Genomic DNA, 20,064 nt, shown 5'->3' on the forward strand with positions numbered 1-20,064 from the left:
TGAGGTATTCAGGTTGTCAGTCACTCAATTTTCTAACAAACGTCGCGCTCAGCTTGAAGCTGAAGCTAGCTTAATTGCTCGGGTGGCTTGCCGTCTTGCTGAAGAGTATATGGGCATAAAGGCACACTCTTTTTCAGAAAAAGTACACGTTGAAAGCCTTTGGTCAGATGTGAGTGAGAGTGTGACGCGCTATTTTGATAATGGCCATGTCACCATATCTTTAGCTCTGCACGAGCTTTTTGCTTACGAGAAAGATGGGGAGTATTTCTATGCGGAGTCCATTAAAGGTGCTAGCGGTATGTTTCCAGCACAACACCTTCCCCCAGAGGGTGCTTATGCGCTCTCATCGCTCATGAAGTCTCTCATGGAGCAATCTTCTATGTCGCAAAAGGTGGTAAATCACTTGGAGATGCGCATGGAAAGCAGTGGTTAGAGTTGACTGCTTTTTTGAGAACGCAGCTGAATCTGGTTTTTAATTTCTCTGCAAGTCGCCACAAAGATAGCTTCATTTGCTCAAATCACGATGTGTTTAATTTCTCGTGGCCACTCGTTAGTTCGTACGTTACGCATTATTCCGCATTACTGCGATCCAAAGGCAAGCCCTTTACCTCGTTGGCAATATTTCAAATGTTTGAGCGGCTGGTGGAGGGGTTAATCAAAAACGATGCTTCGGAAGGCTTATTCTTACTATCGAGGTATATGTTCACGAAAAAAGCTAGCGAAAAAGGCGAAATCTAGAAAGGGGCAAGGCCGAATAACTAGGTTAATTCGGCCTTGCATGTGCGTTCGGTTTGATTCAAAGAATGTCAGTTAATTAAATCAAGGTTCACTTCATCAGGAGCAACAATAGGAGGCTCTTAGACAAATCCGAAACAACACATGCCAAGAACAATATTATAACTTTGTCATAAATTCAAACACATTTCCGCATTAGCTTCTTGAATGAGTAAAATCTAAACGATTCCTCTCATACCACAATGCGCCACACAGGTTAATCCAGTTGCTGTAACCAATCTTTGGAATGATGGTTTTTTAACGATTACTGTAGGGTGGTAAATTATGTTGCGCTATAATTAATGCGCATTTCTCGGGGTTTGACTACTATTTTGATGCTCACCTCTCTATGGTTGTAGTCAAATTGCGGAGGCTGCTTTAACGGTGTAGTGCTACAGCTGGATGCTGCACATAAAAAAGTTAGAGCACTCGCCCTAACTTTAATGATGCGTATCGCGTCCACTGAATCAGTGAGGTGCGTTAATGTCTGTATTCACAGAGTGTTCAACTTTCGGCTCATTTCGGCTCACCAATTTATCTAAAACTCGGCTCACCTGCGTCTGAAACTCAATAGAACTTGTGTCAACACCTTCTCTAGTCAGTGCGCTGTTTATCTTGCTGGTGGTTTGCAGCATAACGACCCCTTGTGAATTTTCTGTATCAATGCCTAGCGATTTTAGATTATCAACCGCCGTCATTAATGTCTCGAATTCATTGGGAATGGCCACATCATTTTTCAGAGCATCTGTTTTGATCGCGTTAAGCATCGGCATGTTAAATGTGTCGTTGCTCAACTCTGACTGATATCGCTCTAAGAACTGAGGGTTCTGTGTTGAAGTCATTAAGGCTTCTTGAAGTTTGACCAACCCTCCCATTGTCACCGCAATCTCATTTTGCAGCTGATTTTGCTGCTGAATTTGCTCAGTGACACGAGCAGCTAACAGCTCATTGAATTTAGGCGCATTTATTTCTGGCGTCCCTTCTTTCAATGTATAATCTACCATTGCAGAAGAAAGCGTCATGTTGACTGCGTTAGAAAGATCCCATTGCACTTGCTTCTGGATGTTTTCAGATGAAGGCGTGTTGAATACGGGATTGACTGCCAAATCCGTCAAGGATTGATGACAGCTCTTAGCGATATCTTCCACTCGCTTACTGAACTGTTCATTATTAAACGGATTATTATTGGCTATTACACCCAGTCCGTTTATTTGGTGTCCGAATTCATTTTCTTGCAGATTCTGATTGGTTGGGTTATTTAGCGAATCCAACACCAATTTCCTTGCTTCTTGAGCAATGAAATCCGAGTAAGAACCCACAACAAAACGGGTATCCTTTCGTGTGTCTACCATGTTAACTTGGTTCATTAACAACCTCTAATACCGCATACGAAAAATAGCGTATGCTCTTTGTTGCAATACTAACAATATTTACAATGTTATTATAGATCATGTGGCCTATTTAGCTGGTTTAAAACCATTAATCGCGTTCCAATTTGCCATATTTTTATCATTTAATAAGTTTTTCAGAAAAACTTTCAGCAGATACTACATCAGTACTCACTAAGTAAATAAGCATTTATTAGTGTTATCACTCTAGCATTGGCTTGGTTAAGTGCTGGTTAATTGTGATGTACTTACGTTATTTACAATCCAATGTTAACAAGAATATCATTTTTGCGTGTCACTGTTTTGTAAATTTCAGTAAATTCTGATAGGGCGAGAGGATAAGAATGCAAGTACCCTTGCTGAATATTACCTCCGATTTTAGCTAAGTATTCAGACTCTTGCTTCGTCTCCACCCCTTCCATGACGGCTTCAATTCCATGTCTTTTAGTAAACATTAGGAAATGTTGCACCATGTCTTGTTTCATTGGATCTTGATGTATCCGTTCAATAAATACTCTGTCTACTTTGATTTGCGAAATGGGTAATTCCAGTAAACGGCTCGCGTTCTGGTGGCCCACGCCATAGTCATCAAGTGATAGCTTTATTCCCATACGCTGAAGAGTGATGGCGTTGTCCAGAATTGCTCTTTTGCAATGCTGCGGGAATGGATCTTCTGTGATTTCCAGAGTAATTAAATGGGCTGGATAGCCCTTATCTTCAATTATTCGCTTTAGGAGCGGAATAGTGTCTTCATGCCCAAGTTGAACAGGAGACAGGTTAAAGTTTAATGGAAACAAAGGTGCACAATGCCCACAAGCTTGTTCAAGTACAGATAGGCTAATCTTATGCCCCACTTTTATTCGGTCTGCGTGCAGAAACATGTCATTTGCAGACATCTCTTTCCAGCGAGCGAGCACTTCCGCGCTATGAAGCTGGTTAGTGCGTACATCTATGATGGGCTGCACGACAGGATAGAACTGCTTATCCTCAATTGCGCTGTATATCCTGCTCACTAACGAGTTGTCTGTATTATCCATGTTTATTTGTGTTATATATAATCACGAAGATACAATAGAGAATATATTAAATAGTGGTGAATTTCTAGACAAAGGATATCTGTACGTTCATAATTTTCATCAATGAGACGCTATAACGTTTTCTAATGAGGGGAGTGCTAGCACATGAGTTTTAGTGTATTGGGTAAGTCAGTACCCTTTTTTCTGACATTTTCAGGCGGTTGCGCATTCTTAATTGCGTTCTTAGTGGCGTTGTTTTTTATTTACCACTACGCATTATCAGCAAAAGGTGCAATTTGCTTGAGTCTACTTACATGGGCAATATTAGTTGTACCTGATGGTCGGCTTCACATTTTAGAGTGGGCACAAAGCGGCTATATGATTTTTATGGGAACACTATTTGCTTTTACATTGCATGGATTCGCTGGAAGTCTACTTCGGAGCGCGGTATTTGGTATTGCTAAAGCATCGGGAGTCTTCCGCTGGATTTTTTCGTGAGAAACCTAAGCTCTACTCCCTTATTGCTTTTTTAGAAAAACACGGACGTTTATTTCTTCTTAGATTCCTGCAACCTAGCCACTAAATCGCGAGGACTTATCCCAGCCTCGTTCATTTCAGTTAGAATTTTCTCTACCTTTTTCTGTTTCTCTTCTTCTAATTTTGCCGCTTTTACTTCCGCGTTATAAATTTCTTGTCTCAGCACCGTTAAGTGTTGGATGGATTTATCAACCTCTGCGCTTGTAAACTGATGTATTTTCAGGTAATTGCGCAACATCGTGATACTAGTGAACAACTTCTTTGGTGCATGTTGCATGATTGATTTATGCCGTAAATAAAAGTTATTAATTAATAAGTCTTCATTTTGTTCCATTTTCCGATGAAAAATCAAACAGTATATGTGAGTTTGATTGACAGTTCTCAATTAATCTCTTTTTTGGATGCCCGTTTTACTTTTATAAACAATTCAGACATTTGTATTCGCTGTTTAAATATGTTCGGGTATAGTGATATTTTTTAACGATTATTACTTGATTACTGCACAAAATAATAATATTATAACCGTGTCAGTTAATTAATTGCGGTGAGTTGCTTATGCTAAATACCACTACCGCGTTCACTACGAATTGTTTGTAAAGGGAACACAATCATGAAAAAACTTGCAGTGGCTATGTTGTCTATTCTGGCTACCTCTCACTACGCCCACGCTGTACGATTAGGCAGCGCTGTATCAGATGCGAACTACAAAGATTATATTGTTCGTTTTGAAGTTAAAAGTACCGATGGTCTTACCTATACATGCGGTGGCTTGTTGCTTAAAGGGCAATATGTATTAACAGCTGGTCACTGTGTCGGGACTGAATACTCCACTACTACCACGCCTGACGGTTATACAACCACTGAATACCAAAAATGGATTGATAATGGTGCTAGTAACGCCATTACGCTCTATCAATCGGTTGATTATTACGGTAACGCAACCACAACAACATATAGCGTCATTGAGTTGGTGAATGATGGTTATAGCAAGGCACGTACTGAAGCCGTTGATGAGTTGGATTACGTACGATCACAATACAGCAGTGCGGATTGGTCTACCTACGCCACTACATCTGACCTGCAAAGTTTTGTTGGTGTTGGCCATCATGACCTTGCGCTCATCAAACTGAATACAGTGCTAAGTCAAAAGCACTCAGCTCGTTTAACGCCGATCTATGATACTGCGTCCAATACTTTCAATGTGAATTTAGGCGATAGTTTGACATTTCGTGGTTGGGGTGTAGACGAAACCGATACCTACCCAAGCGTTATGCAACAAACTACCTTGGCATTAAACTACTCAACGATGGAATATAACCCGCTATCGCCAACGAATACAGGTGATATGACTGCTTGTGAAAATAGTGCCTCTGATTTCTGTAATTATTCTCTAGCAGACTACTTTAAAATGTACCCTACCACTTTAACATCTCTTCCAGATAAAGGTGATTCGGGTACGCCTGTTGTGTCTTCATCAGATCAGGTTTTCTCTGTGGCGAAATCAGTAAACCGCCCTACTTACACCTATGCATCGTTCACAAATATTGGCTGGTATCTTCCTTACATTATTGACTCAATCGATTCATTAAGCGCACCTAAGAAAGTAACGCTTAATTCAGCGCACAAAACGACATCGTTTTGGATTCAGAACCTACGTGCTAGCTCAGAAACTATTAATCCAACAGTGGGTGATAATTCAGCGAACACTTTCAGCATTAGCGGCTGTGCCAGTGTCACTTTAGCGTCAATGGAATCATGTCAGGTTACTTTGACTTATTCGGGTAGTACAGAAGGTGAAACAGCGCGAATCTATTTGGCTGATTCACTATCTACCAATATTTCGTTGAGCTACTCTAACCCAAGCAGTTCTACTGGTGGTGGTGAAGGTGAAGGTGGCGGCGGCGGAGCTGTTGGTCCTTGGGGTATGCTTCTAATGATGGCATTTGCATTTATTCGCCGTCGTTACGCATAACAACCTGCTTATACTTTCCAAACGCCGCTTTAAGTGGCGTTTTTACTTTTTCAGAAAAACATCGTCCTTCAGATGTGCCTAAAGTGTCCTCTGCTTTCACTCAGACGTTTACTTATCAGTGCGTTTGTATTTATAATCCGATTTGTTTATATTTTTGTGAGTTAAAATCGGAGTTCTCATATTGAAACTAACAGACTACATTGACTCTCGGTATGGCACAGAACGAGGTGCCACTGCGGAATTTCTGCGAGATAACCCCCACATACGCCCTCAAACATTGACGCGATACAAGAAGTCTCACAAAATTAACCTAATAACGGGTGAGATATACGTACCAAGTGAAACGCTAAAGATCATCAAACTCGAAGCGCCTAGCAATTAATTGTACTTATAATCAAATATGTTTATAATCGCAAAATAGTAATGCACATGTCATATGTCGAGGTTAGTTTGATGGTGAAATACAGCGCTTTAATGATTAGGTTTGGTGGAGTGCTGCTCCTTGGTCTAATTACATCTCATTTTGTAAAAGATTCAATGGACCCTGCTGTTGTTCTTGGCTTGTTTACCAGTATTGCTGCTGGTTCAGTGGCTCATGGTATGGGAATTAGCGTAACGCTCGGTTTGAAACATCTTTTGCTGGTGGTTTTATTCTGTTTGCCGTTTGGTTTCATCGGTCTTCTATTGGGGCGACTTTTTTATACCCATCTAGCTATGTAACCTCATCCAACTGACTAGCGTCGTTTATTGCAGAGTGCTGAGACTTATGCGAATCGAAGTATCCCACCCATCCACTTGCCGAAAAGAACCTATGCCTATTACCGCGCTCATTCTTGATAAGTTGACCAGTGTTGGTGTTTCAGTTCCATTATTGGAAATTGACGGCAACGACGATAACCTGTTTATTACTGAAGATAATACGTCAGCCTACCGCCATGTTTACTTACGCATTCGCTTTGATGATGAATTCTATAACAATGACCCCGTTTATTTTGTTGAAGCGTTTATTCGCCAGCATAGCGGTGGTGACATTTCATATCAGGGTAATAGGTTGGAATTTCCCCCAGAAGATATCCCCAATGTCATTGGCATAATTGCACATCGTTTCATGGGTTATGTTGCGAATGCTTGCTAAATATGAACGTACGGTACAACTCCCGCTAAAGCGCAGCTGGTTAATACCGGCTATCGCAAATCTACTGTAATCTTGAGGTTAAAATGGAATTTAGGACCGCGCACGACAATATTACCCTTTCTACAGTCCAAGGTATCGTACTTGCACAATCGTCGAGTGATAACACTCATATGGCAGCTACATTCGTGGGTAATGGTTTTGCTGGTGGTACTCAGGTTTCTACTAAAACCATCAATCATCGCCAAGTCTGGATTAGAGCTAGCGATGGGCGTGAGGTGTGCTTTGACTTCATTAACTCTGATTTGAACTTTCACGTTGGACATGATTTAAAAGTATTGGTTGGGGTTGTTGGATCATCCGGTTATCAGTTTGTAGTAGGAGCAAAGAACGTGACTACTGGACAGGTTGCAAGTCTATGGGAAGTCTCGCAATACCCGTCTCACTCTCAGTTCAACAAGCCGTGGCTTGGCCTGCTTTCACTCGTTGTTATCGGAGGGGTTAGTGGCCAGCTTGTCACTTGGGCGGTAAATAAGATTGACATAGCGATTCCCTATGCGGAAGTTGTTAGCCTCTGTGGTTATGTTGTCCCTGTATGTCTCGCTCTGCTGCTGAATTTAAACCTCTACCGAAAAGCTACGCACTGCAAAACCTTTTTGCGAAACGCTGTAGTTTCAATTTAAGTCGTCATTAACTTTTTTAGAAAAATCGCTGCATTATTAAGTAGATTGCAATCACTTGAGGGAATACATCATGACCGATATTTTTATCAATTTGGATGAACCAGTGTTCGCGCCCACTATGGACATGACACTGCTAGAAATGTTTATTGCGGCTAACTATACGTGGTTCGATGATGTGACATGTATAACGCAAGAAAGTGATGGTGAGATTATTCACTGGACAGCAACAGCAGTGGAAGTTCAAGCAGCGCGATTAGCCGCCAATGTGGAGACGGGCTTAATACCTGTTGTGGGTTTTGAGTACACGGTGCACTCCGAGTACTATGATATTGAAGATGTCGCGTATGTGGCCAATGATTGGCGCACAGCGGTGGTCACTAAAGCGCAGTTTGAAAACGCGACGAAAGGGGGATCTAATGGTTCTAATGAATCATCTTCAATCTAATGGCGTGGATGGCTATGGTGGTTGGCGTTGGCGCGGCAATCGTATTGTTCACAACAAAGCGTGGTAACGAGCACGCTATTACGGAAGAAAATACTCGCATTTTGCTCACGTTTTTCTCATTATCTTGGGTGTTCTTGGTTCAGTCTATATCTTCTAAGTCATTACTCCGTAACCACCTGCTTGCTGATGCATTGGATAACCTTGGCCGTCGCAACGGCATCAGCATCCGCAGTGTGTGCTTGTCCTTCAAATTCAATCCCGCAATGATTCACTGTATTGGCAAGTGATATCGTCCCGTGTCGATTGGTCGATCCAAATACAGGCACGGCAATCTTCTTCATTACGCATGGCGCTTTTCTGTCCAGCCACTCTAACCATTGAGGCACGACGTTCTTTGCACTGTTTCTCATGCAGGCTTCATCAAAGTCTCGATTAAATGCCGTCCATTGTTTGTCTTTCATGATGTGCGAAATTTCTTTGGCCACAATGTCAAATGTCGGTGCGTCTTTCAAATCTTCATTCGTGATCCCGTGCTTTTCAAATGCACCTTCTGCGATAGGCTCATCGGTGTGGACCAATGAGTGATAAAGAACGGTCGCTGTCGTGGCATCAACTAAGGCTATTTCAATCACCGCCCCATAAAGGTCGGTTGTTTCTGTATCGATGACAACGCAGTGTGTCTCAACCATATCCTTGGCCAACAATGCAGCTTGGTTAGCTGGACTGCGCAATCGGGTTTGTTTTACAAGGGCTTCTGTCGCCGCGATTTGCGCTTTAGTGCGGGGTTTACCAGACAGGGCTTTCATCGGTGTACATTGCGCAATGGTGAAACACTCCACCTGACCTCGGCCATATGGATTCGGATACTTATAATGACTGATGCTGTCTTTGTGTGGTTTCATGCGGAACACTTCTTTCAGTGACGTTCTGGTGTGTTGCTTATCGGTCAAACCTTTCTGCTCGACAGCGCTTCGACGTTCTTCAAAGCTCATATCCTGAAATCCATCAATCTTGCTGCAATAAAACTCAAGTGTTGTTTCCATTTGACCGACCCTGCTGCTTTTTTCAATCTCAGAATGTGCCGCAATTACGCTTCATAACGACAATCATTCTATCCTACCAAGCTCAATATAACCTGTACAGATGCACACCTGTTGTTCACTATTAATACATTTACCATACATCACAAAATTAACATACTTATGACTTAACCGCTGGCATCCCAGCCCCCTTCGCACAATCCTCGTGCAAAGCTGCTTTTTTATTTTTTCTTTTTTTATTTTTTACGCGCCAGCGCGGGTCGAGTAGGAACCGAGGCGCGAAGCGCCGAGGGATGGTCGGATAGAATATTTTGTGATGTATGGTAAATCAGAGAGGTAAGGCAAAAAACCTCTCGGTTGGAGGTTTGGCTTGTTTGTGAATGATTGGGATTGACTCATGGATAACGAGACTTGGTTTCTGAAATACCGCAGATTTTCTTGATGGCGTTGTCTGCAATTTCACAGGCTTTGGCGCAATCCCATGATGGGTAATCTGGGTCGCACCATGTCGTAGTACCATAATTGATGATGCTGCCATCCGCTTTTTGGTATTCCTCACCATCAGGCGACAACAAGACTTTACCAAACCTTGCTGCTTTCAATCGGTTTTTGCTCATGCCATCACCTCACTTCCAACTGGACACCAACGATCGGGCTTCAGACTCGGATAGTTCAATAAATCCGATCAGTCCCACCATCAAAAAGTAGGTACCGCATTTTGATTGACTTAAGGTGACTTCATCGAAACTGCATTCAATGTCCATTCCTTGAGAACTAAAATGCACGCGGTTGTCTTTCAAGCGGTACATGCATACCCCGCTTTCCAGCTGCACCGCATTTTGTTGCTTTTGGGCAGTTGGCAGTAATGTTTTTAAAAAGTTATCCGCGATTTGATGCGATTCATTAAAACATTGGTTGATGTGAGAGAAGTATTCGCGTTCACTCATTTTTTCAACAAGTGGCGTCAGTTCATATGGGGTGTTTTCATCAGTCTTCACGCGACTTCCCCCATTCTTTCGTTAACCGCGTTAAGTACCGATTCATACCAATCTTGGGAATAGTCACCAGTGGTTAGTAACGTAATAAGCCCATCATGCAACGTTCTTCGACGAGCAAATAACAATACCCAATCCGTTAATGAATGCTTGTTTTCGAAGGTGTCATCAATGAAGTTCAAGTCTTCTGCCGTCAACTCGCGACCTTTAATCGTCAACTTACGCAATTGATTAATTTTTGCATCAAGGTACATGGCCAACGACTCAATATGCATGTTCGATTTATCACTGAGCCTAGTTAGGAAGTTGGATTTTTCATCATAGACTGAAAACTGCATCGGTGGACTATTTTCACCATCAACAAAAAAGTCTATGTGGTACTTGTTCACTGATAACGGAAAATCTAAATTGGTCGGCATCTTGCGCACCAATGATGATTGCAGAGCAAAAATAGGACTCAATGCGTCACTCAATTTGTTCTTCATGGTTGGAGCTCGTTGCTTCTCAGCTGTGATGTCACAACAGGCCAAGAACTCTTTTACATGCAAACGCACTTGAAGCTTATTGTCTCTTTCTGTCCACACGATGTGAAAACCATAGAGATTGAACAGAATTTCATGCTTGTTCTTGTCTATGTCTTTCAACACCGACTGACCATTTTGATACTTACGTGTGCTTTTTAGTTCGTTAACTAAACTGTTTCGGAACATCGCAAACGTTTCGTTGTTTCCCATTGACTGATGAAGCGTAGTCAATGCCAGTGAAAACTCTCTATATGGCACACTGGTATCACGAGGAATTTTGGCCAAACTGCGAAGTTTCAAATACAAACCAAACAAGATTGGTGGCAATCCTAAAACGCTACGTGGTAACACATACAAGGACCCGTCTTTCTTAAGAGAGTCAAACACATTTTCTTGGAGCTCAACGATGTAGATCGTTGCGTTTTCCCCAAAGTGAAGTTCGTCTCCGTCAATAACCGACTCTTCTGTTGTGAAAGGCGTAAGTTGATTAACCATTTTCGCCGTATTTTTTGTGAAGCCCATTGCTTCAACATCCATAATCTGTTCCATACCCGTATCGATGATTTCAAAAATAGTGTCACCGATGGCTTGGAATGCGCCGCGCACACGGCTACGGTCTTTACCAGAGAAGCGGAAATTCTTTCTATGTGGGTAGATTAGTTTCAGAACATCATCAATATGAAAAGGAGTTCTATTGATTGGTTCTTTGAGATCACTGTAATTTCTTACCACAATCTCGTGATAGTGATACACGAGTGTCACAACGGCACAATACACTTTGAAATCGTACATATCGGCTATTCTCGATGTCGATTTCACGAGAGCATTGACTTTTCGACCACTGAAACTGAATGTTTTGACTAGCTGTTTCTTTCTGGTGGTGCTGACATCGATCAGCTGTTCGATAATGTGATTATTGGTCGGCGTTACAATACGGAGTTCCGCGCCTTGCGGCATCGTGACATCATGAAATTCAGCTTTGAATTTCTCACTTGCTTTCATTAGACGCGCATCATAGCCAGTGGTTGTAGGTTTTACTTCCACGACTATCTCTTGGAAAATGGGTTTACTTAACGTGAGTTCCCACACTTTTACTTTACGGGTGACATTGCTATGGGCGTATTGAAATGGACGTGATTGGAGCAAACCCATATTCACAAGTGCTTTTATGCGTTGTTTCATCGTATCTTCAGATATATTGAGATGATCGCGCACTTCAGCGATGGTTATGGTCATTTCCTCATTCGCATGTTCACGACTTTCCAATATCCCCGTTAGAGTATGGATTTGCGCAGCAGTGAGAGTAAGTGAATTGGTGAAATCATTTAGGCTATACGGTTTCTTTGTTGGATCAAAGAAAACCATACTCCCTTCAGAGATGGTCCGTGTTTTTATGATCAACGGTTCTATTTCTTCTGTACCTAAATTCATTTGTTTTTTGAGATCTACTAGCCATTGGGCTCAAATCTACTACGGGTTTTTCTGAAAAACAAATAAAAAGATTTTTATTATTTTTGTTTGATCATTGCGAATGTGTTTTAGCGATCGAGCGCGTCAAATAGGTAATAAAGATCTTTTCTGTTATCTATATTATCTATTTATCTATGGAATAGCGTGTAATTGCAAATAGTTGTTTTTATTATATTTTTAACTTATACACCTTAAAGTGAAATCTCAGTTTTGCTTAAGTGAAACCTCACTAATCTCAAAGTGAAATCGCAAGATCCTTTAAGTGAAATCTCAGGTTGTTATTTGGTTATACACAGGTTAATAACAGGTTACTCCTGATCAATGTTGATAAATTGATTGATTTTTGACCCAAAAAATAATTCATCTTTTGAGATCTCGATCTCTTTAGATGCGACTACTTCGTTTCCGTTTTGAGTGCCACCCTTCCTCTAGCCACCATACTTACCGTTGTTCTGGCGAGTATTCTCGCTACTTTTTTAAACTCAGCGTGACGATAGTGTGATTTCTATTCAGCTTCCCAACCATGTTCTCAGTGTTTTTTCACATTTTGCTCTGGATCTTTATTTCATCAGGTACGTCTTATGGGTTCTTTTGAGAGTGTTGTTTTGTATGTCATTGTTTTTATTAACACTAACCTTAAGTGAAATCTCAGTTTCTCTTAAGTGAAGTGCTCATTCTACCTTTAGTTATCCTTACCAAAGAACGAACGTTTACCTATGTTATTGATTTTTATGGCATCTCTTTAAAGTGAAATCTCAGTTATTGCTTAAGTGAAGCCTTAATCGAAAGCTCGCCTCAGCATCCTAAACATTCGATTGAGACGCTAACATACAGCAGTTCGATTATCTATTTTATTATCTCATTGTTTATAAACACTATTTTCTAAAGTGAAATCTCAGTTTTCCTTAAGTGAAATCTCACTAAATAGTTGATCGTTGCTTGCTTGTGTTTTTAAATGGGTGCGATATGCTGTGCGCATATACAGTTCGTTTGCGTTTTGAGTGCTATGTTTTCAGGTGCCGTCCGTTTTAAATACCATAATTCCAGTAATACGATAGCCAGTGATGGTCGGGTATTGTCTGGGCGAGCAATTACACACAATTGCGTAGCTGCCTTATTGAAGGATGGTTCACGGCACTTGGCCCCTTTTGGCGGATTTCTATCTTATCCTCAGTTAAGAAAACTTCAGTTGGTTAAACTGGTTGATATCTTCCAATTTACCTTAGAAGACTTACCTGAACTGGCTAAATGGCAGGACATACCCATAGGATCTTTATGCTTAGGGGCTTATTTGAACGAGCATTACTATTTAATGCTAGATCAGAACTTCTCTCCCTTATTGATAGAGCCACCAGCTAAGGACGAATCTAAATCAAATGTGAACAATGTATTTGAATTAAAGCCTCTAAAATAACAAAACCCCATCGATTGACGGGGCTTGTAGGATTGCAGTAGTTGTCTACTTTTCGCTAGTCGTGTCGTTCTCTCGTGCCTTCTTTTTGATTGCCCTTTTTGCGCAACGCGTTAATGTTTCTCTTGCCCAATCACTGACCGAACCATGCTCTTGCGATGCTTCTGCCCACAGCTTCTTGTGGTCTGTTGAACACCGTATTTCTAGCTTTTCATCAAGCGGCTCATCCAGTGTAGGACGCCCTCGTTTGGTATTGTTTTTCTCTCTCATTCCTACATTTTCTGTCATGACAAAAAACATGTCAATAGATTGTACTCTCGCCTGATGTCTATTATAATTATTGTCATGACAATAAATGGATATTTTGTTGTGTGTATAACGTCCAACAGCCGATTGAATGCGAGGTTTTATGTCAGTAATAAATCATACTATGAATGCAAATGAACAAGCTTTCTTGAGTAAACATCCTTACCTCTCGATATTGCGTGGTGAGCAGATGCAAGCAGTGTTTGTGACTCTGCAAATTGAGGATGAAGAACACGTTACTGATTTCGTTATTCAAAACGTCGATGTGCATAGCCCGAATTTCGGTAACTGTGTATTGTTCGACAAGAGCGGCACCATAAACTATTACGTGCCTGAAATTGCGGAAGGGATTGTGCCAGCAACGCTATTAGAATGCTGTCAGCGCATCTCAGATAACGCGGATACTGTGGTAGCGGATTTATGGCCCAACGCTCATCGTAAGGTCAATTAAATGGTTATTGATGGTATTGATGTAGTTAAGGGCTTAATCATCAGACAACCGTGGCTAGAATTGATTTTATCTGGTGATAAAGTATGGGAAATGCGGTCCTATTGCGTATTCCGGTGATTCCGGACACCGGCTCCGGTTTAACCGGACGCCTCATATCCCTAACTTTTCTCTAACCCTATTTTTACTCTACCTGTCCGGATTGCGCCAGTTTTCTCATTGATTCTCCTCCGAGTTCTATTCGGTGACTGTTGTGGATTAACCTATCCAATAAGGCGTCAGCAACCGTGGCATTGCCTATCATGTTGTACCATTCTTTAACCGGAAGCTGGCTTATCATAATGGTGCTGCTGGTTTGATAACGATCCTCCAGAAGCTCCAGCAAGTGACCCGCATGATCCGGACTCAACTTTTCCATTCCCCAGTCATCCAAGATCAGAAGTTGTTTTCTCGACAGAGCCAGAAGTTGCTTTTGGTAAGTCCCGTCAAGGCGACCTGAACTCAGGTCATCAAGTAAACGGCTGAGCCTGTGATAACGGACACTGTAGAGCTGGTCGCAAGCTTGAGCTGCAAGCGCACAGGCAACGTAGGTTTTTCCTGCTCCCGTCGGTCCGGTGATCAGAACGTTTTGTTTTTTGTGCAAGTAGCTCCCGGTTAATAGCTCACTCATTTGAGTACGCTTAAGTCCTCGTCCTTCTTTGTAGATAATCTGACTTGGCAGAGCATCGACCCGGAGTTTAGCTTGCCACTTCAGGCGTTGGATTTTGGCCTGATTTCGTCCCAACACTTCGCTTTCAAGCAGTAGGCTTAACCGCTCTTCGAAGCTCAGCTCTGCATAGGTCGATAACTGCTCTTGTTGTTGCTCCAGAGCCGAGGCGGCATGGCTCAGACGCAGTGATTTGAGTTGTTCGCTTATTGTGTTCATCATTCTCTCCTAGTGATAACTGTTGGGTCCGCGCACATTGCTGTGTTGGATGTCAGGGGTGGATTCCGGAGTCGAAGACAACAGGCCTTCCCGGTGATTTTCAAGCAAGTTTCTGATGAACCTGAGATAGGGTTTGTTCACCATCAGAGCATCTTTACATGCCTGCTCTAAGCGAGCGTCACCGTATTTTTTCGTCAGGTTGAGAAGCCCAAGGCAACTGCGATTGGCTTGCGCAGGATGCGCTTTCGACATGAGTAATCGGTTGACCACTTCTTGTGTCGCTGCGCCGATCCGGCCTCCCCAGTTAAGTAACCGCTCTGGTGACCATTTTTGATATTGATGATTGCTGGGCATATGCTCCGGATAAGTACTGATCCCATGCTCTTTTTTACTGGCTGGGTGCTGAGAGATCAGATTACCCTGATGGTATATCTGTATCAGCCTGGAAGTGGCTTCAAGCTCAACGTATTGGCCCACTAACTGATGGGGAACAGAGTAATAATGCCTTTTGTATTCGATGTGATAATCCGGCCCCACTTTGGCGCGTTTGATTTCTGTGTAGAGATAACGTTGTACGGGGAGAGGTTTTAGTGCCGGCTTATCCAGAGTATCGAACAGCTCCTTTCGGCTGGCTCCCAGTTGTTTCATCTGTCTTTGGTTCAGTGAGTCCATTAACTCCCGGATAGAGAGGTTTAGCTCTTTGAAGGTATGGAAGGTTCGGTGACGAAGCCGCATCATGATCCAACGCTCAACGATAAGGACGGCATTCTCAGCCTTGGCTTTATCTTTGGGTTTATAAGGGCGTGCTGGCATAACGGCCGTGCGGTAATGGTACGCCAACTTGCGGTAACTATCGTTGAGCTTGGGTTCGTAGCGGTCCGTTTTGGTCACCGCGGATTTTAGGTTATCAGGTACAAGCAACGCCGGAACGCCGCCGAAGTGTTCAAAGGCATTGGCATGAGCTTCCAGCCAGTGCTCAAGTCGCTGGCTTTCACAGGCTTCAACATAGGTGTAGTTGGACGCACCTAACGTCGCCACGAAGATCTGAGCGTTGCGGATTTCTCCGGTTTCAGGGTTTACCACCGGGATGGTTGGTCCACAGTAGTCGATGAACAGTTTGTCACCGGCCAGGTGGCTCTGACGCATACTGCGTTTCTGCTTCTTTAACCAACGAGTGTAATGCTCGCAGAACTGGCTGTAACGATAAGCTCTCTCCTGATATTCAGCCAGATACTCTTCCCACAGCAGATGTTTGCTCATGCCCTTACGTTTCAGTTCGACAAAGCACTGGGCGAAGTCCGGCATCACCTTTGTGTCGCTGATTGTTTTGTCACGATAGAGAGTCTGAGCCAGTTCAGTATCAGAGCAGCTTTCAGGGAGAGGCCAACTCATTGCGCTTTGCTCAAAACGGGTCAGTATTTCTGAGATGGTTGAACGACTGACTTTCGTGCAGGAAGCGATCTTTCTGGTCGACAGATGGCACTCATATTTAAGGCGTAATACCTCTTTGATGTTTGTCATAGATGTTCTCTTTTTCGGCATTATCACTTCCTTGCTACGTTAATATGCATAACAAGAATAGTGAGTGATTGATTTAAAAGAGAAAAGAGGGATATTCCGGAGTAACCGGACAGGGTTTCCGCTTAACCGGACAGTGATTCCGGAGTTAGTGGAAAAATGGCTGGTTTATGCCGGAAATAGTGTCCGGATTAAAACGGAATGGGTGTCCGGGGAATCCCGGAAACGGTGGCTGGATTGCTCCGGAATACGCACCTATGAGGCTAAACATCGTGGACCGATAGCTCTGATACAGCAAGGTACCAATCTTATTGTAGGCGTGGCCAATATGACGGATGTACTGCCTCAGATGTCAATTGACGCACTCATGGCACTTAAAGACAAACACAAAATTGATTATCCCAATACGCCAGAGGCTGCTAAGTGGCTTACGCCTTGGGTCATTGAAGATGTGAAACGGATTACCCCAATCACTTACGATAGAAAGAGCGGTCCTGTTGTGTGGGTTTGCCTTTAGAAACTGCCTCTATCTTGCGCTCGCTAATTATATGGAAGAACAATGAACAAGTTGCCAATCAAAACATACAATCAACTCTCTCAACAATGTGAGCTCATTAATGGCCATAGAGCGGTTTGTCATTCGCTTGCCAGCGAACTTAGCGAACGCCTTACAAATGTGTTAGTCGAGTTCTTAGAAGAAAATAGTTCCACGTTACAAGACCTTGAAGAAAATATTCGTCTTGGTCACGAAGCGATGGTCGATATGATTGCACCAGCAATTGAGCAAACACAGGAGTACATTGATGCGAGGTCAGAACGCTGGCGTGATAGCGATAAAGCCGTAAAGGTCGAAGATTGGTTGTACGATTTGGGTTTATTCAAAGATGAATTAGAACGCGATTCTTACTTTGCTTTTGATGTAAACGTTAGCCTAAGTGATTTAAAGTTAGAACCTCTTGTATTACCTAAGCAAAGCTCTGACTAAGTGAAGAGGTCCACACTCTTCACTTCAGTGCAATCGGTTGTTTTCGCCCAGTTGATCTTTAGCTTCAAAGTTTCGGTATACTTTGTTATTCATAATAAACTGTATAACCCACTTTAATTGTTCCACCTCCATCACTTGGCATTGTTCTATTTCATTGTTATCAATTGCCATCGAAAAAACGGTTTTAAACAGCGCTAACTCCATTGGAAGGTATGAAGCATTTTCATGAGGTAGGTTTTTGACTCTTTCATCAAATTCCGCTAATTCTTGTGGTGTAGTCACGAACGTTACTCTTGTAATTTGTCTGCCATGTTTTCTAGACGTTGGGCTACTTTCTTGCACTCTTCAAGAAAGATTTCCCATTCTTCTTCGGTCATATCGTGATCTTCAAACCCTGAGCCTTCTTCGCCCATGCTGCCTATCATTTGCGCAGCCGTTTGGGGGCTAGAACTTAGTTTGATAATGAATGGCACCTAACCCATTGGTTTTCAGTAGCCAAAAATCAAACTTACTGAAATGTAGTTTCGCACGGACGCTTCGCTTGTTGTTCAACCAAGTCATATATTAAGTAAAGTTGTATACCGCGCAGGTAGAAAGCGTTAACTATTTATTAGAAAGCGCTATTTCAACTTGATACTTAACCATCTCAGCTTCTTGATCTGACATAAGCTTTTCCCCACAAAATGGACAGAATCTAAAACAGACCCCCCTAGAAAACTTTCCAGACTTTATATAAATCCTGTTCCCATAACTACCTTTCAAGTTTGAGGTAATCTGATTAAACAAGCCGAGTTCATTAGAATCGTTTTTGACATACTGACCAGCCACAGCAGCTCTCAACTCATCGCATAAATAGACAGCAGTATGAATGTCATTGTTGATATCTACCTTGCACTTCGTAGTGCTAGAAGCAGTGCTCCTAGCTGCTACAGCTACCTTTTGACTTGAGTTCATAGCCTTTATCCTTCAATCCAATCAATCATTTTTTCGCGATATCAAACCTATTACACAACACCGTTGTGATGGCTGCGATACGCATGTATCGCCTTAGTTCACTTATTATGGAAAGAAAGGGTTTTGAACCCAAGTTGCGATAATGGCACTCTGAGTTTGATCAAGAGTACGAACGGCAGTGATTAGATCAAATCCAAACTGGTTTTCATTGCGCCAAACACCAACTACAAAACGCGCCATTATTTGCTGACCATGTGATGCGACACCTAGATAACTTTCTAGAACATCCGGCTTATAAGCAGGCTTTGACCAATCGAAAATGTGCTCTAGATATGGCATTTTCTCGCTAACCCAAAGTGCAAACTTGGCCTGTTCAGGTGATAAATTCGAATTAATTTCCATGTTCTACACTACCTCTTAAATATCCAAATAGATTTCGCGGTCTGGTTCTACAACTTCAGGCACTATTCCAAATTCTTTACAAACAAATTCACCTATATGCCTTGGCACTGTTACTTGCTCCATGAATTGCTCCTTTGGGTTAGTGAATACCATAGTGCCGTTTGACAAAGACACTACTCGAATACCATCCAGTGATAAATTAGCTGTAGCCGAAGCATCTTCTTTGGCTTGGATGGAAAATAGAATCGAATCAACATAATCAATGCGCTGCTTAGTGCTATGCCACACAACTGAATGCTGCTTTTTAGACCCAAAGCGTATAGTCTTGATGTTTAGAATGTCATCTACTGTTAGTTCCATCAAATTCCCCCATTTAGGCTTATTTGCTAAATTGCTTGTTAAGTTTGTTTAACTCCTGACCGATCATTATGTAATGATCTCCTGTTAATTTGTCAGTCAGCTTAGGGAAGTAACAAAAAGGCGAAGAGGTTCCGTTTATTTGGTCAAAAGTACCAAAATTAGTGCCATTAACTACCACTTTGAATCCACCTATTTATCGTCTATCAGTTCTAAAATCATATACTCCTCTTTCTCGTTTCTTGTTGCCAGTGTTCATGACCGAACTTAACCCTAGAAGGTAAGTAGTCCAGTAACATCGACCAGTGCAAATACCCAAAGCCTTAGATCTGATTCTCTACTCTTTTTTGAATTCCGACTCAGAAAGTACTTTTCCTGTGAATGCACTATCAAGTTTCCCATGTTAAAGCTTGTATCTTCTCTCGAAAGCGATTAGTTCTTTGAGTGCCTTATCTCGATCATTTACGCAAGCCTTGTTTAACTCATTGTGTGTTTCAACAAACGAGGTGTAGGTGGTGCATTTTACGTACTCTCTCAACTCATGCTGCTGCATATCTGTCATCAGTGAGGTAAACCACATTGGTAAGGAATCAGCCCAACCAAACGAAGTAACATTCGTAAAGTGGACTCTACCATCTAATGGTTCGACATCATGTGCCAGTAGAATGTCTAAGATATATGGGTTTGAAATATAGAGGTGAAATAGGATGCTTTCGACAAGCGAACCGTTTTCAATGCCTTTATGCGGATCAAAAGCAGCCAATAAGTAGCTTAAAAGAAAA

The 20,064-nt window shown here is 42.2% G+C and carries 27 protein-coding genes; 11 read left to right on the plus strand and 16 right to left on the minus strand.

The window, feature by feature from the left end; genetic code table 11:
- Positions 1-13: 13 nt before the first annotated feature.
- Positions 14-433, plus strand: a complete 420-nt coding sequence (locus tag P4S58_RS22665; protein WP_337165963.1) for a hypothetical protein — start codon at positions 14-16, stop codon at positions 431-433.
- 808 nt (positions 434-1,241) lie between these two features.
- On the opposite strand, the gene P4S58_RS22670 is transcribed toward P4S58_RS22665, so the two are convergent.
- Positions 1,242-2,141 carry a hypothetical protein gene (locus tag P4S58_RS22670; protein ID WP_337165964.1) on the minus strand — a complete coding sequence of 300 codons (900 nt, stop codon included), beginning with the start codon at positions 2,139-2,141 and terminating at the stop codon, positions 1,242-1,244.
- A 278-nt stretch (positions 2,142-2,419) separates the two neighbouring features.
- A complete protein-coding gene (locus P4S58_RS22675; RefSeq protein ID WP_337165965.1) occupies positions 2,420-3,199 on the minus strand; it encodes an EAL domain-containing protein in 780 nt (259 codons plus the stop codon).
- Positions 3,200-3,343: 144 nt separating this feature from the next.
- Here P4S58_RS22675 and P4S58_RS22680 point away from each other — a divergent pair, with 144 nt between their 5' ends.
- Complete coding sequence (locus P4S58_RS22680; RefSeq protein ID WP_337165966.1) at positions 3,344-3,676, plus strand: hypothetical protein; 333 nt, start codon at positions 3,344-3,346, stop codon at positions 3,674-3,676.
- A 49-nt stretch (positions 3,677-3,725) separates the two neighbouring features.
- Here P4S58_RS22680 and P4S58_RS22685 read toward each other — a convergent pair whose 3' ends face one another.
- The gene (locus P4S58_RS22685; RefSeq protein ID WP_337165967.1) at positions 3,726-4,049 is read right to left on the minus strand and encodes an H-NS family histone-like protein; all 324 of its coding nucleotides are present in this window, start codon (positions 4,047-4,049) and stop codon (positions 3,726-3,728) included.
- Between the two features lie 276 nt (positions 4,050-4,325).
- Here P4S58_RS22685 and P4S58_RS22690 point away from each other — a divergent pair, with 276 nt between their 5' ends.
- The 5 genes from P4S58_RS22690 to P4S58_RS22710 all read left to right on the plus strand — a co-directional run bounded on the left by P4S58_RS22690 (position 4,326) and on the right by P4S58_RS22710 (position 7,947).
- On the plus strand, positions 4,326-5,687 hold the full coding sequence (locus P4S58_RS22690; RefSeq protein WP_337165969.1) for a trypsin-like serine protease: 1,362 nt from the start codon (positions 4,326-4,328) through the stop codon (positions 5,685-5,687).
- A 429-nt stretch (positions 5,688-6,116) separates the two neighbouring features.
- Complete coding sequence (locus P4S58_RS22695; RefSeq protein ID WP_337165970.1) at positions 6,117-6,407, plus strand: hypothetical protein; 291 nt, start codon at positions 6,117-6,119, stop codon at positions 6,405-6,407.
- Positions 6,408-6,453: 46 nt separating this feature from the next.
- On the plus strand, positions 6,454-6,822 hold the full coding sequence (locus P4S58_RS22700) for a hypothetical protein (RefSeq protein ID WP_337165972.1): 369 nt from the start codon (positions 6,454-6,456) through the stop codon (positions 6,820-6,822).
- A gap of 83 nt (positions 6,823-6,905) precedes the next feature.
- The gene (locus tag P4S58_RS22705; protein WP_337165973.1) at positions 6,906-7,502 is read left to right on the plus strand and encodes a hypothetical protein; all 597 of its coding nucleotides are present in this window, start codon (positions 6,906-6,908) and stop codon (positions 7,500-7,502) included.
- 70 nt (positions 7,503-7,572) lie between these two features.
- Entirely contained in the window at positions 7,573-7,947 is a 375-nt protein-coding gene (locus tag P4S58_RS22710) for a hypothetical protein (protein ID WP_337165974.1), read from the plus strand.
- 161 nt (positions 7,948-8,108) lie between these two features.
- Here P4S58_RS22710 and P4S58_RS22715 read toward each other — a convergent pair whose 3' ends face one another.
- From P4S58_RS22715 to P4S58_RS22730, 4 genes are all read right to left on the minus strand, one after another.
- The gene (locus tag P4S58_RS22715) at positions 8,109-8,990 is read right to left on the minus strand and encodes a 3'-5' exonuclease (RefSeq protein WP_337165975.1); all 882 of its coding nucleotides are present in this window, start codon (positions 8,988-8,990) and stop codon (positions 8,109-8,111) included.
- Between the two features lie 392 nt (positions 8,991-9,382).
- Complete coding sequence (locus P4S58_RS22720) at positions 9,383-9,604, minus strand: hypothetical protein (RefSeq protein WP_337165977.1); 222 nt, start codon at positions 9,602-9,604, stop codon at positions 9,383-9,385.
- 9 nt (positions 9,605-9,613) lie between these two features.
- Positions 9,614-9,985: a hypothetical protein gene (locus P4S58_RS22725; protein WP_337165979.1), complete on the minus strand. Its 372-nt coding sequence runs from the start codon at positions 9,983-9,985 to the stop codon at positions 9,614-9,616.
- Complete coding sequence (locus tag P4S58_RS22730; RefSeq protein WP_337165981.1) at positions 9,982-11,937, minus strand: replication initiator protein RctB domain-containing protein; 1,956 nt, start codon at positions 11,935-11,937, stop codon at positions 9,982-9,984. The genes P4S58_RS22725 and P4S58_RS22730 overlap by 4 nt, the downstream gene beginning before the upstream one ends.
- A 1,045-nt stretch (positions 11,938-12,982) precedes the next feature.
- Between P4S58_RS22730 and P4S58_RS22735 the strand changes: the two genes are divergently transcribed.
- Complete coding sequence (locus P4S58_RS22735) at positions 12,983-13,390, plus strand: hypothetical protein (RefSeq protein WP_337165983.1); 408 nt, start codon at positions 12,983-12,985, stop codon at positions 13,388-13,390.
- 45 nt (positions 13,391-13,435) lie between these two features.
- Here P4S58_RS22735 and P4S58_RS22740 read toward each other — a convergent pair whose 3' ends face one another.
- Positions 13,436-13,675: a hypothetical protein gene (locus P4S58_RS22740; protein ID WP_337165985.1), complete on the minus strand. Its 240-nt coding sequence runs from the start codon at positions 13,673-13,675 to the stop codon at positions 13,436-13,438.
- Between the two features lie 121 nt (positions 13,676-13,796).
- Between P4S58_RS22740 and P4S58_RS22745 the strand changes: the two genes are divergently transcribed.
- Positions 13,797-14,144 (plus strand): hypothetical protein, encoded by a 348-nt coding sequence (locus P4S58_RS22745; protein WP_337165986.1) that lies wholly within the window; start codon positions 13,797-13,799, stop codon positions 14,142-14,144.
- A gap of 181 nt (positions 14,145-14,325) precedes the next feature.
- Here P4S58_RS22745 and istB read toward each other — a convergent pair whose 3' ends face one another.
- Positions 14,326-15,066 carry an IS21-like element helper ATPase IstB gene (gene istB / locus P4S58_RS22750; RefSeq protein WP_337165987.1) on the minus strand — a complete coding sequence of 247 codons (741 nt, stop codon included), beginning with the start codon at positions 15,064-15,066 and terminating at the stop codon, positions 14,326-14,328.
- A gap of 9 nt (positions 15,067-15,075) precedes the next feature.
- A complete protein-coding gene (gene istA / locus P4S58_RS22755; protein ID WP_337165989.1) occupies positions 15,076-16,608 on the minus strand; it encodes an IS21 family transposase in 1,533 nt (510 codons plus the stop codon).
- Between the two features lie 304 nt (positions 16,609-16,912).
- On the opposite strand from istA, the gene P4S58_RS22760 reads away from it, so the two are divergent.
- Positions 16,913-17,101, plus strand: coding sequence for a hypothetical protein (locus P4S58_RS22760; RefSeq protein WP_337165991.1), 189 nt, complete (start codon positions 16,913-16,915; stop codon positions 17,099-17,101).
- A 42-nt stretch (positions 17,102-17,143) separates the two neighbouring features.
- Complete coding sequence (locus P4S58_RS22765) at positions 17,144-17,569, plus strand: hypothetical protein (RefSeq protein ID WP_337165993.1); 426 nt, start codon at positions 17,144-17,146, stop codon at positions 17,567-17,569.
- 24 nt (positions 17,570-17,593) lie between these two features.
- Here the strand turns inward: P4S58_RS22765 and P4S58_RS22770 are convergent, their stop codons facing one another.
- The 6 genes from P4S58_RS22770 to P4S58_RS22795 form a co-directional block, all read right to left on the minus strand.
- The gene (locus P4S58_RS22770; protein WP_337165995.1) at positions 17,594-17,851 is read right to left on the minus strand and encodes a hypothetical protein; all 258 of its coding nucleotides are present in this window, start codon (positions 17,849-17,851) and stop codon (positions 17,594-17,596) included.
- A 5-nt stretch (positions 17,852-17,856) separates the two neighbouring features.
- A complete protein-coding gene (locus tag P4S58_RS22775) occupies positions 17,857-17,994 on the minus strand; it encodes a hypothetical protein (RefSeq protein ID WP_337165997.1) in 138 nt (45 codons plus the stop codon).
- 178 nt (positions 17,995-18,172) lie between these two features.
- Positions 18,173-18,523: a hypothetical protein gene (locus P4S58_RS22780; protein WP_337165999.1), complete on the minus strand. Its 351-nt coding sequence runs from the start codon at positions 18,521-18,523 to the stop codon at positions 18,173-18,175.
- Positions 18,524-18,628: 105 nt separating this feature from the next.
- The gene (locus tag P4S58_RS22785; protein WP_337166001.1) at positions 18,629-18,925 is read right to left on the minus strand and encodes a hypothetical protein; all 297 of its coding nucleotides are present in this window, start codon (positions 18,923-18,925) and stop codon (positions 18,629-18,631) included.
- A 15-nt stretch (positions 18,926-18,940) separates the two neighbouring features.
- Entirely contained in the window at positions 18,941-19,285 is a 345-nt protein-coding gene (locus P4S58_RS22790; RefSeq protein ID WP_337166002.1) for a hypothetical protein, read from the minus strand.
- Positions 19,286-19,685: 400 nt separating this feature from the next.
- Complete coding sequence (locus tag P4S58_RS22795; protein WP_337166003.1) at positions 19,686-20,045, minus strand: hypothetical protein; 360 nt, start codon at positions 20,043-20,045, stop codon at positions 19,686-19,688.
- Positions 20,046-20,064 lie beyond the last annotated feature (19 nt).

Origin of the sequence: Vibrio sp. Hal054 (assembly GCF_037162405.1) — a bacterium.
Taxonomy (GTDB): domain Bacteria; phylum Pseudomonadota; class Gammaproteobacteria; order Enterobacterales; family Vibrionaceae; genus Vibrio; species Vibrio diazotrophicus.

Excerpts from the sequence above, each read along its gene's own strand:
- P4S58_RS22730 (WP_337165981.1), bottom strand. The coding sequence starts at position 11,937 with ATGAATTTAGGTACAGAAGAAATAGAACCGTTGATCATAAAAACACGG.
- P4S58_RS22740 (WP_337165985.1), bottom strand. The coding sequence starts at position 13,675 with ATGACAGAAAATGTAGGAATGAGAGAGAAAAACAATACCAAACGAGGG.
- P4S58_RS22785 (WP_337166001.1), bottom strand. The coding sequence starts at position 18,925 with ATGGAAATTAATTCGAATTTATCACCTGAACAGGCCAAGTTTGCACTT.
- P4S58_RS22690 (WP_337165969.1), top strand. The coding sequence starts at position 4,326 with ATGAAAAAACTTGCAGTGGCTATGTTGTCTATTCTGGCTACCTCTCAC.
- P4S58_RS22790 (WP_337166002.1), bottom strand. The coding sequence starts at position 19,285 with ATGGAACTAACAGTAGATGACATTCTAAACATCAAGACTATACGCTTT.
- P4S58_RS22710 (WP_337165974.1), top strand. The coding sequence starts at position 7,573 with ATGACCGATATTTTTATCAATTTGGATGAACCAGTGTTCGCGCCCACT.
- P4S58_RS22680 (WP_337165966.1), top strand. The coding sequence starts at position 3,344 with ATGAGTTTTAGTGTATTGGGTAAGTCAGTACCCTTTTTTCTGACATTT.
- P4S58_RS22670 (WP_337165964.1), bottom strand. The coding sequence starts at position 2,141 with ATGAACCAAGTTAACATGGTAGACACACGAAAGGATACCCGTTTTGTT.
- P4S58_RS22675 (WP_337165965.1), bottom strand. The coding sequence starts at position 3,199 with ATGGATAATACAGACAACTCGTTAGTGAGCAGGATATACAGCGCAATT.
- istB (WP_337165987.1), bottom strand. The coding sequence starts at position 15,066 with ATGAACACAATAAGCGAACAACTCAAATCACTGCGTCTGAGCCATGCC.
- P4S58_RS22775 (WP_337165997.1), bottom strand. The coding sequence starts at position 17,994 with ATGATAGGCAGCATGGGCGAAGAAGGCTCAGGGTTTGAAGATCACGAT.
- P4S58_RS22735 (WP_337165983.1), top strand. The coding sequence starts at position 12,983 with ATGTTTTCAGGTGCCGTCCGTTTTAAATACCATAATTCCAGTAATACG.
- P4S58_RS22685 (WP_337165967.1), bottom strand. The coding sequence starts at position 4,049 with ATGGAACAAAATGAAGACTTATTAATTAATAACTTTTATTTACGGCAT.
- P4S58_RS22765 (WP_337165993.1), top strand. The coding sequence starts at position 17,144 with ATGAACAAGTTGCCAATCAAAACATACAATCAACTCTCTCAACAATGT.
- P4S58_RS22780 (WP_337165999.1), bottom strand. The coding sequence starts at position 18,523 with ATGAACTCAAGTCAAAAGGTAGCTGTAGCAGCTAGGAGCACTGCTTCT.
- istA (WP_337165989.1), bottom strand. The coding sequence starts at position 16,608 with ATGCCGAAAAAGAGAACATCTATGACAAACATCAAAGAGGTATTACGC.
- P4S58_RS22695 (WP_337165970.1), top strand. The coding sequence starts at position 6,117 with ATGTCATATGTCGAGGTTAGTTTGATGGTGAAATACAGCGCTTTAATG.
- P4S58_RS22715 (WP_337165975.1), bottom strand. The coding sequence starts at position 8,990 with ATGGAAACAACACTTGAGTTTTATTGCAGCAAGATTGATGGATTTCAG.
- P4S58_RS22705 (WP_337165973.1), top strand. The coding sequence starts at position 6,906 with ATGGAATTTAGGACCGCGCACGACAATATTACCCTTTCTACAGTCCAA.
- P4S58_RS22745 (WP_337165986.1), top strand. The coding sequence starts at position 13,797 with ATGTCAGTAATAAATCATACTATGAATGCAAATGAACAAGCTTTCTTG.
- P4S58_RS22720 (WP_337165977.1), bottom strand. The coding sequence starts at position 9,604 with ATGAGCAAAAACCGATTGAAAGCAGCAAGGTTTGGTAAAGTCTTGTTG.
- P4S58_RS22700 (WP_337165972.1), top strand. The coding sequence starts at position 6,454 with ATGCGAATCGAAGTATCCCACCCATCCACTTGCCGAAAAGAACCTATG.
- P4S58_RS22760 (WP_337165991.1), top strand. The coding sequence starts at position 16,913 with ATGACGGATGTACTGCCTCAGATGTCAATTGACGCACTCATGGCACTT.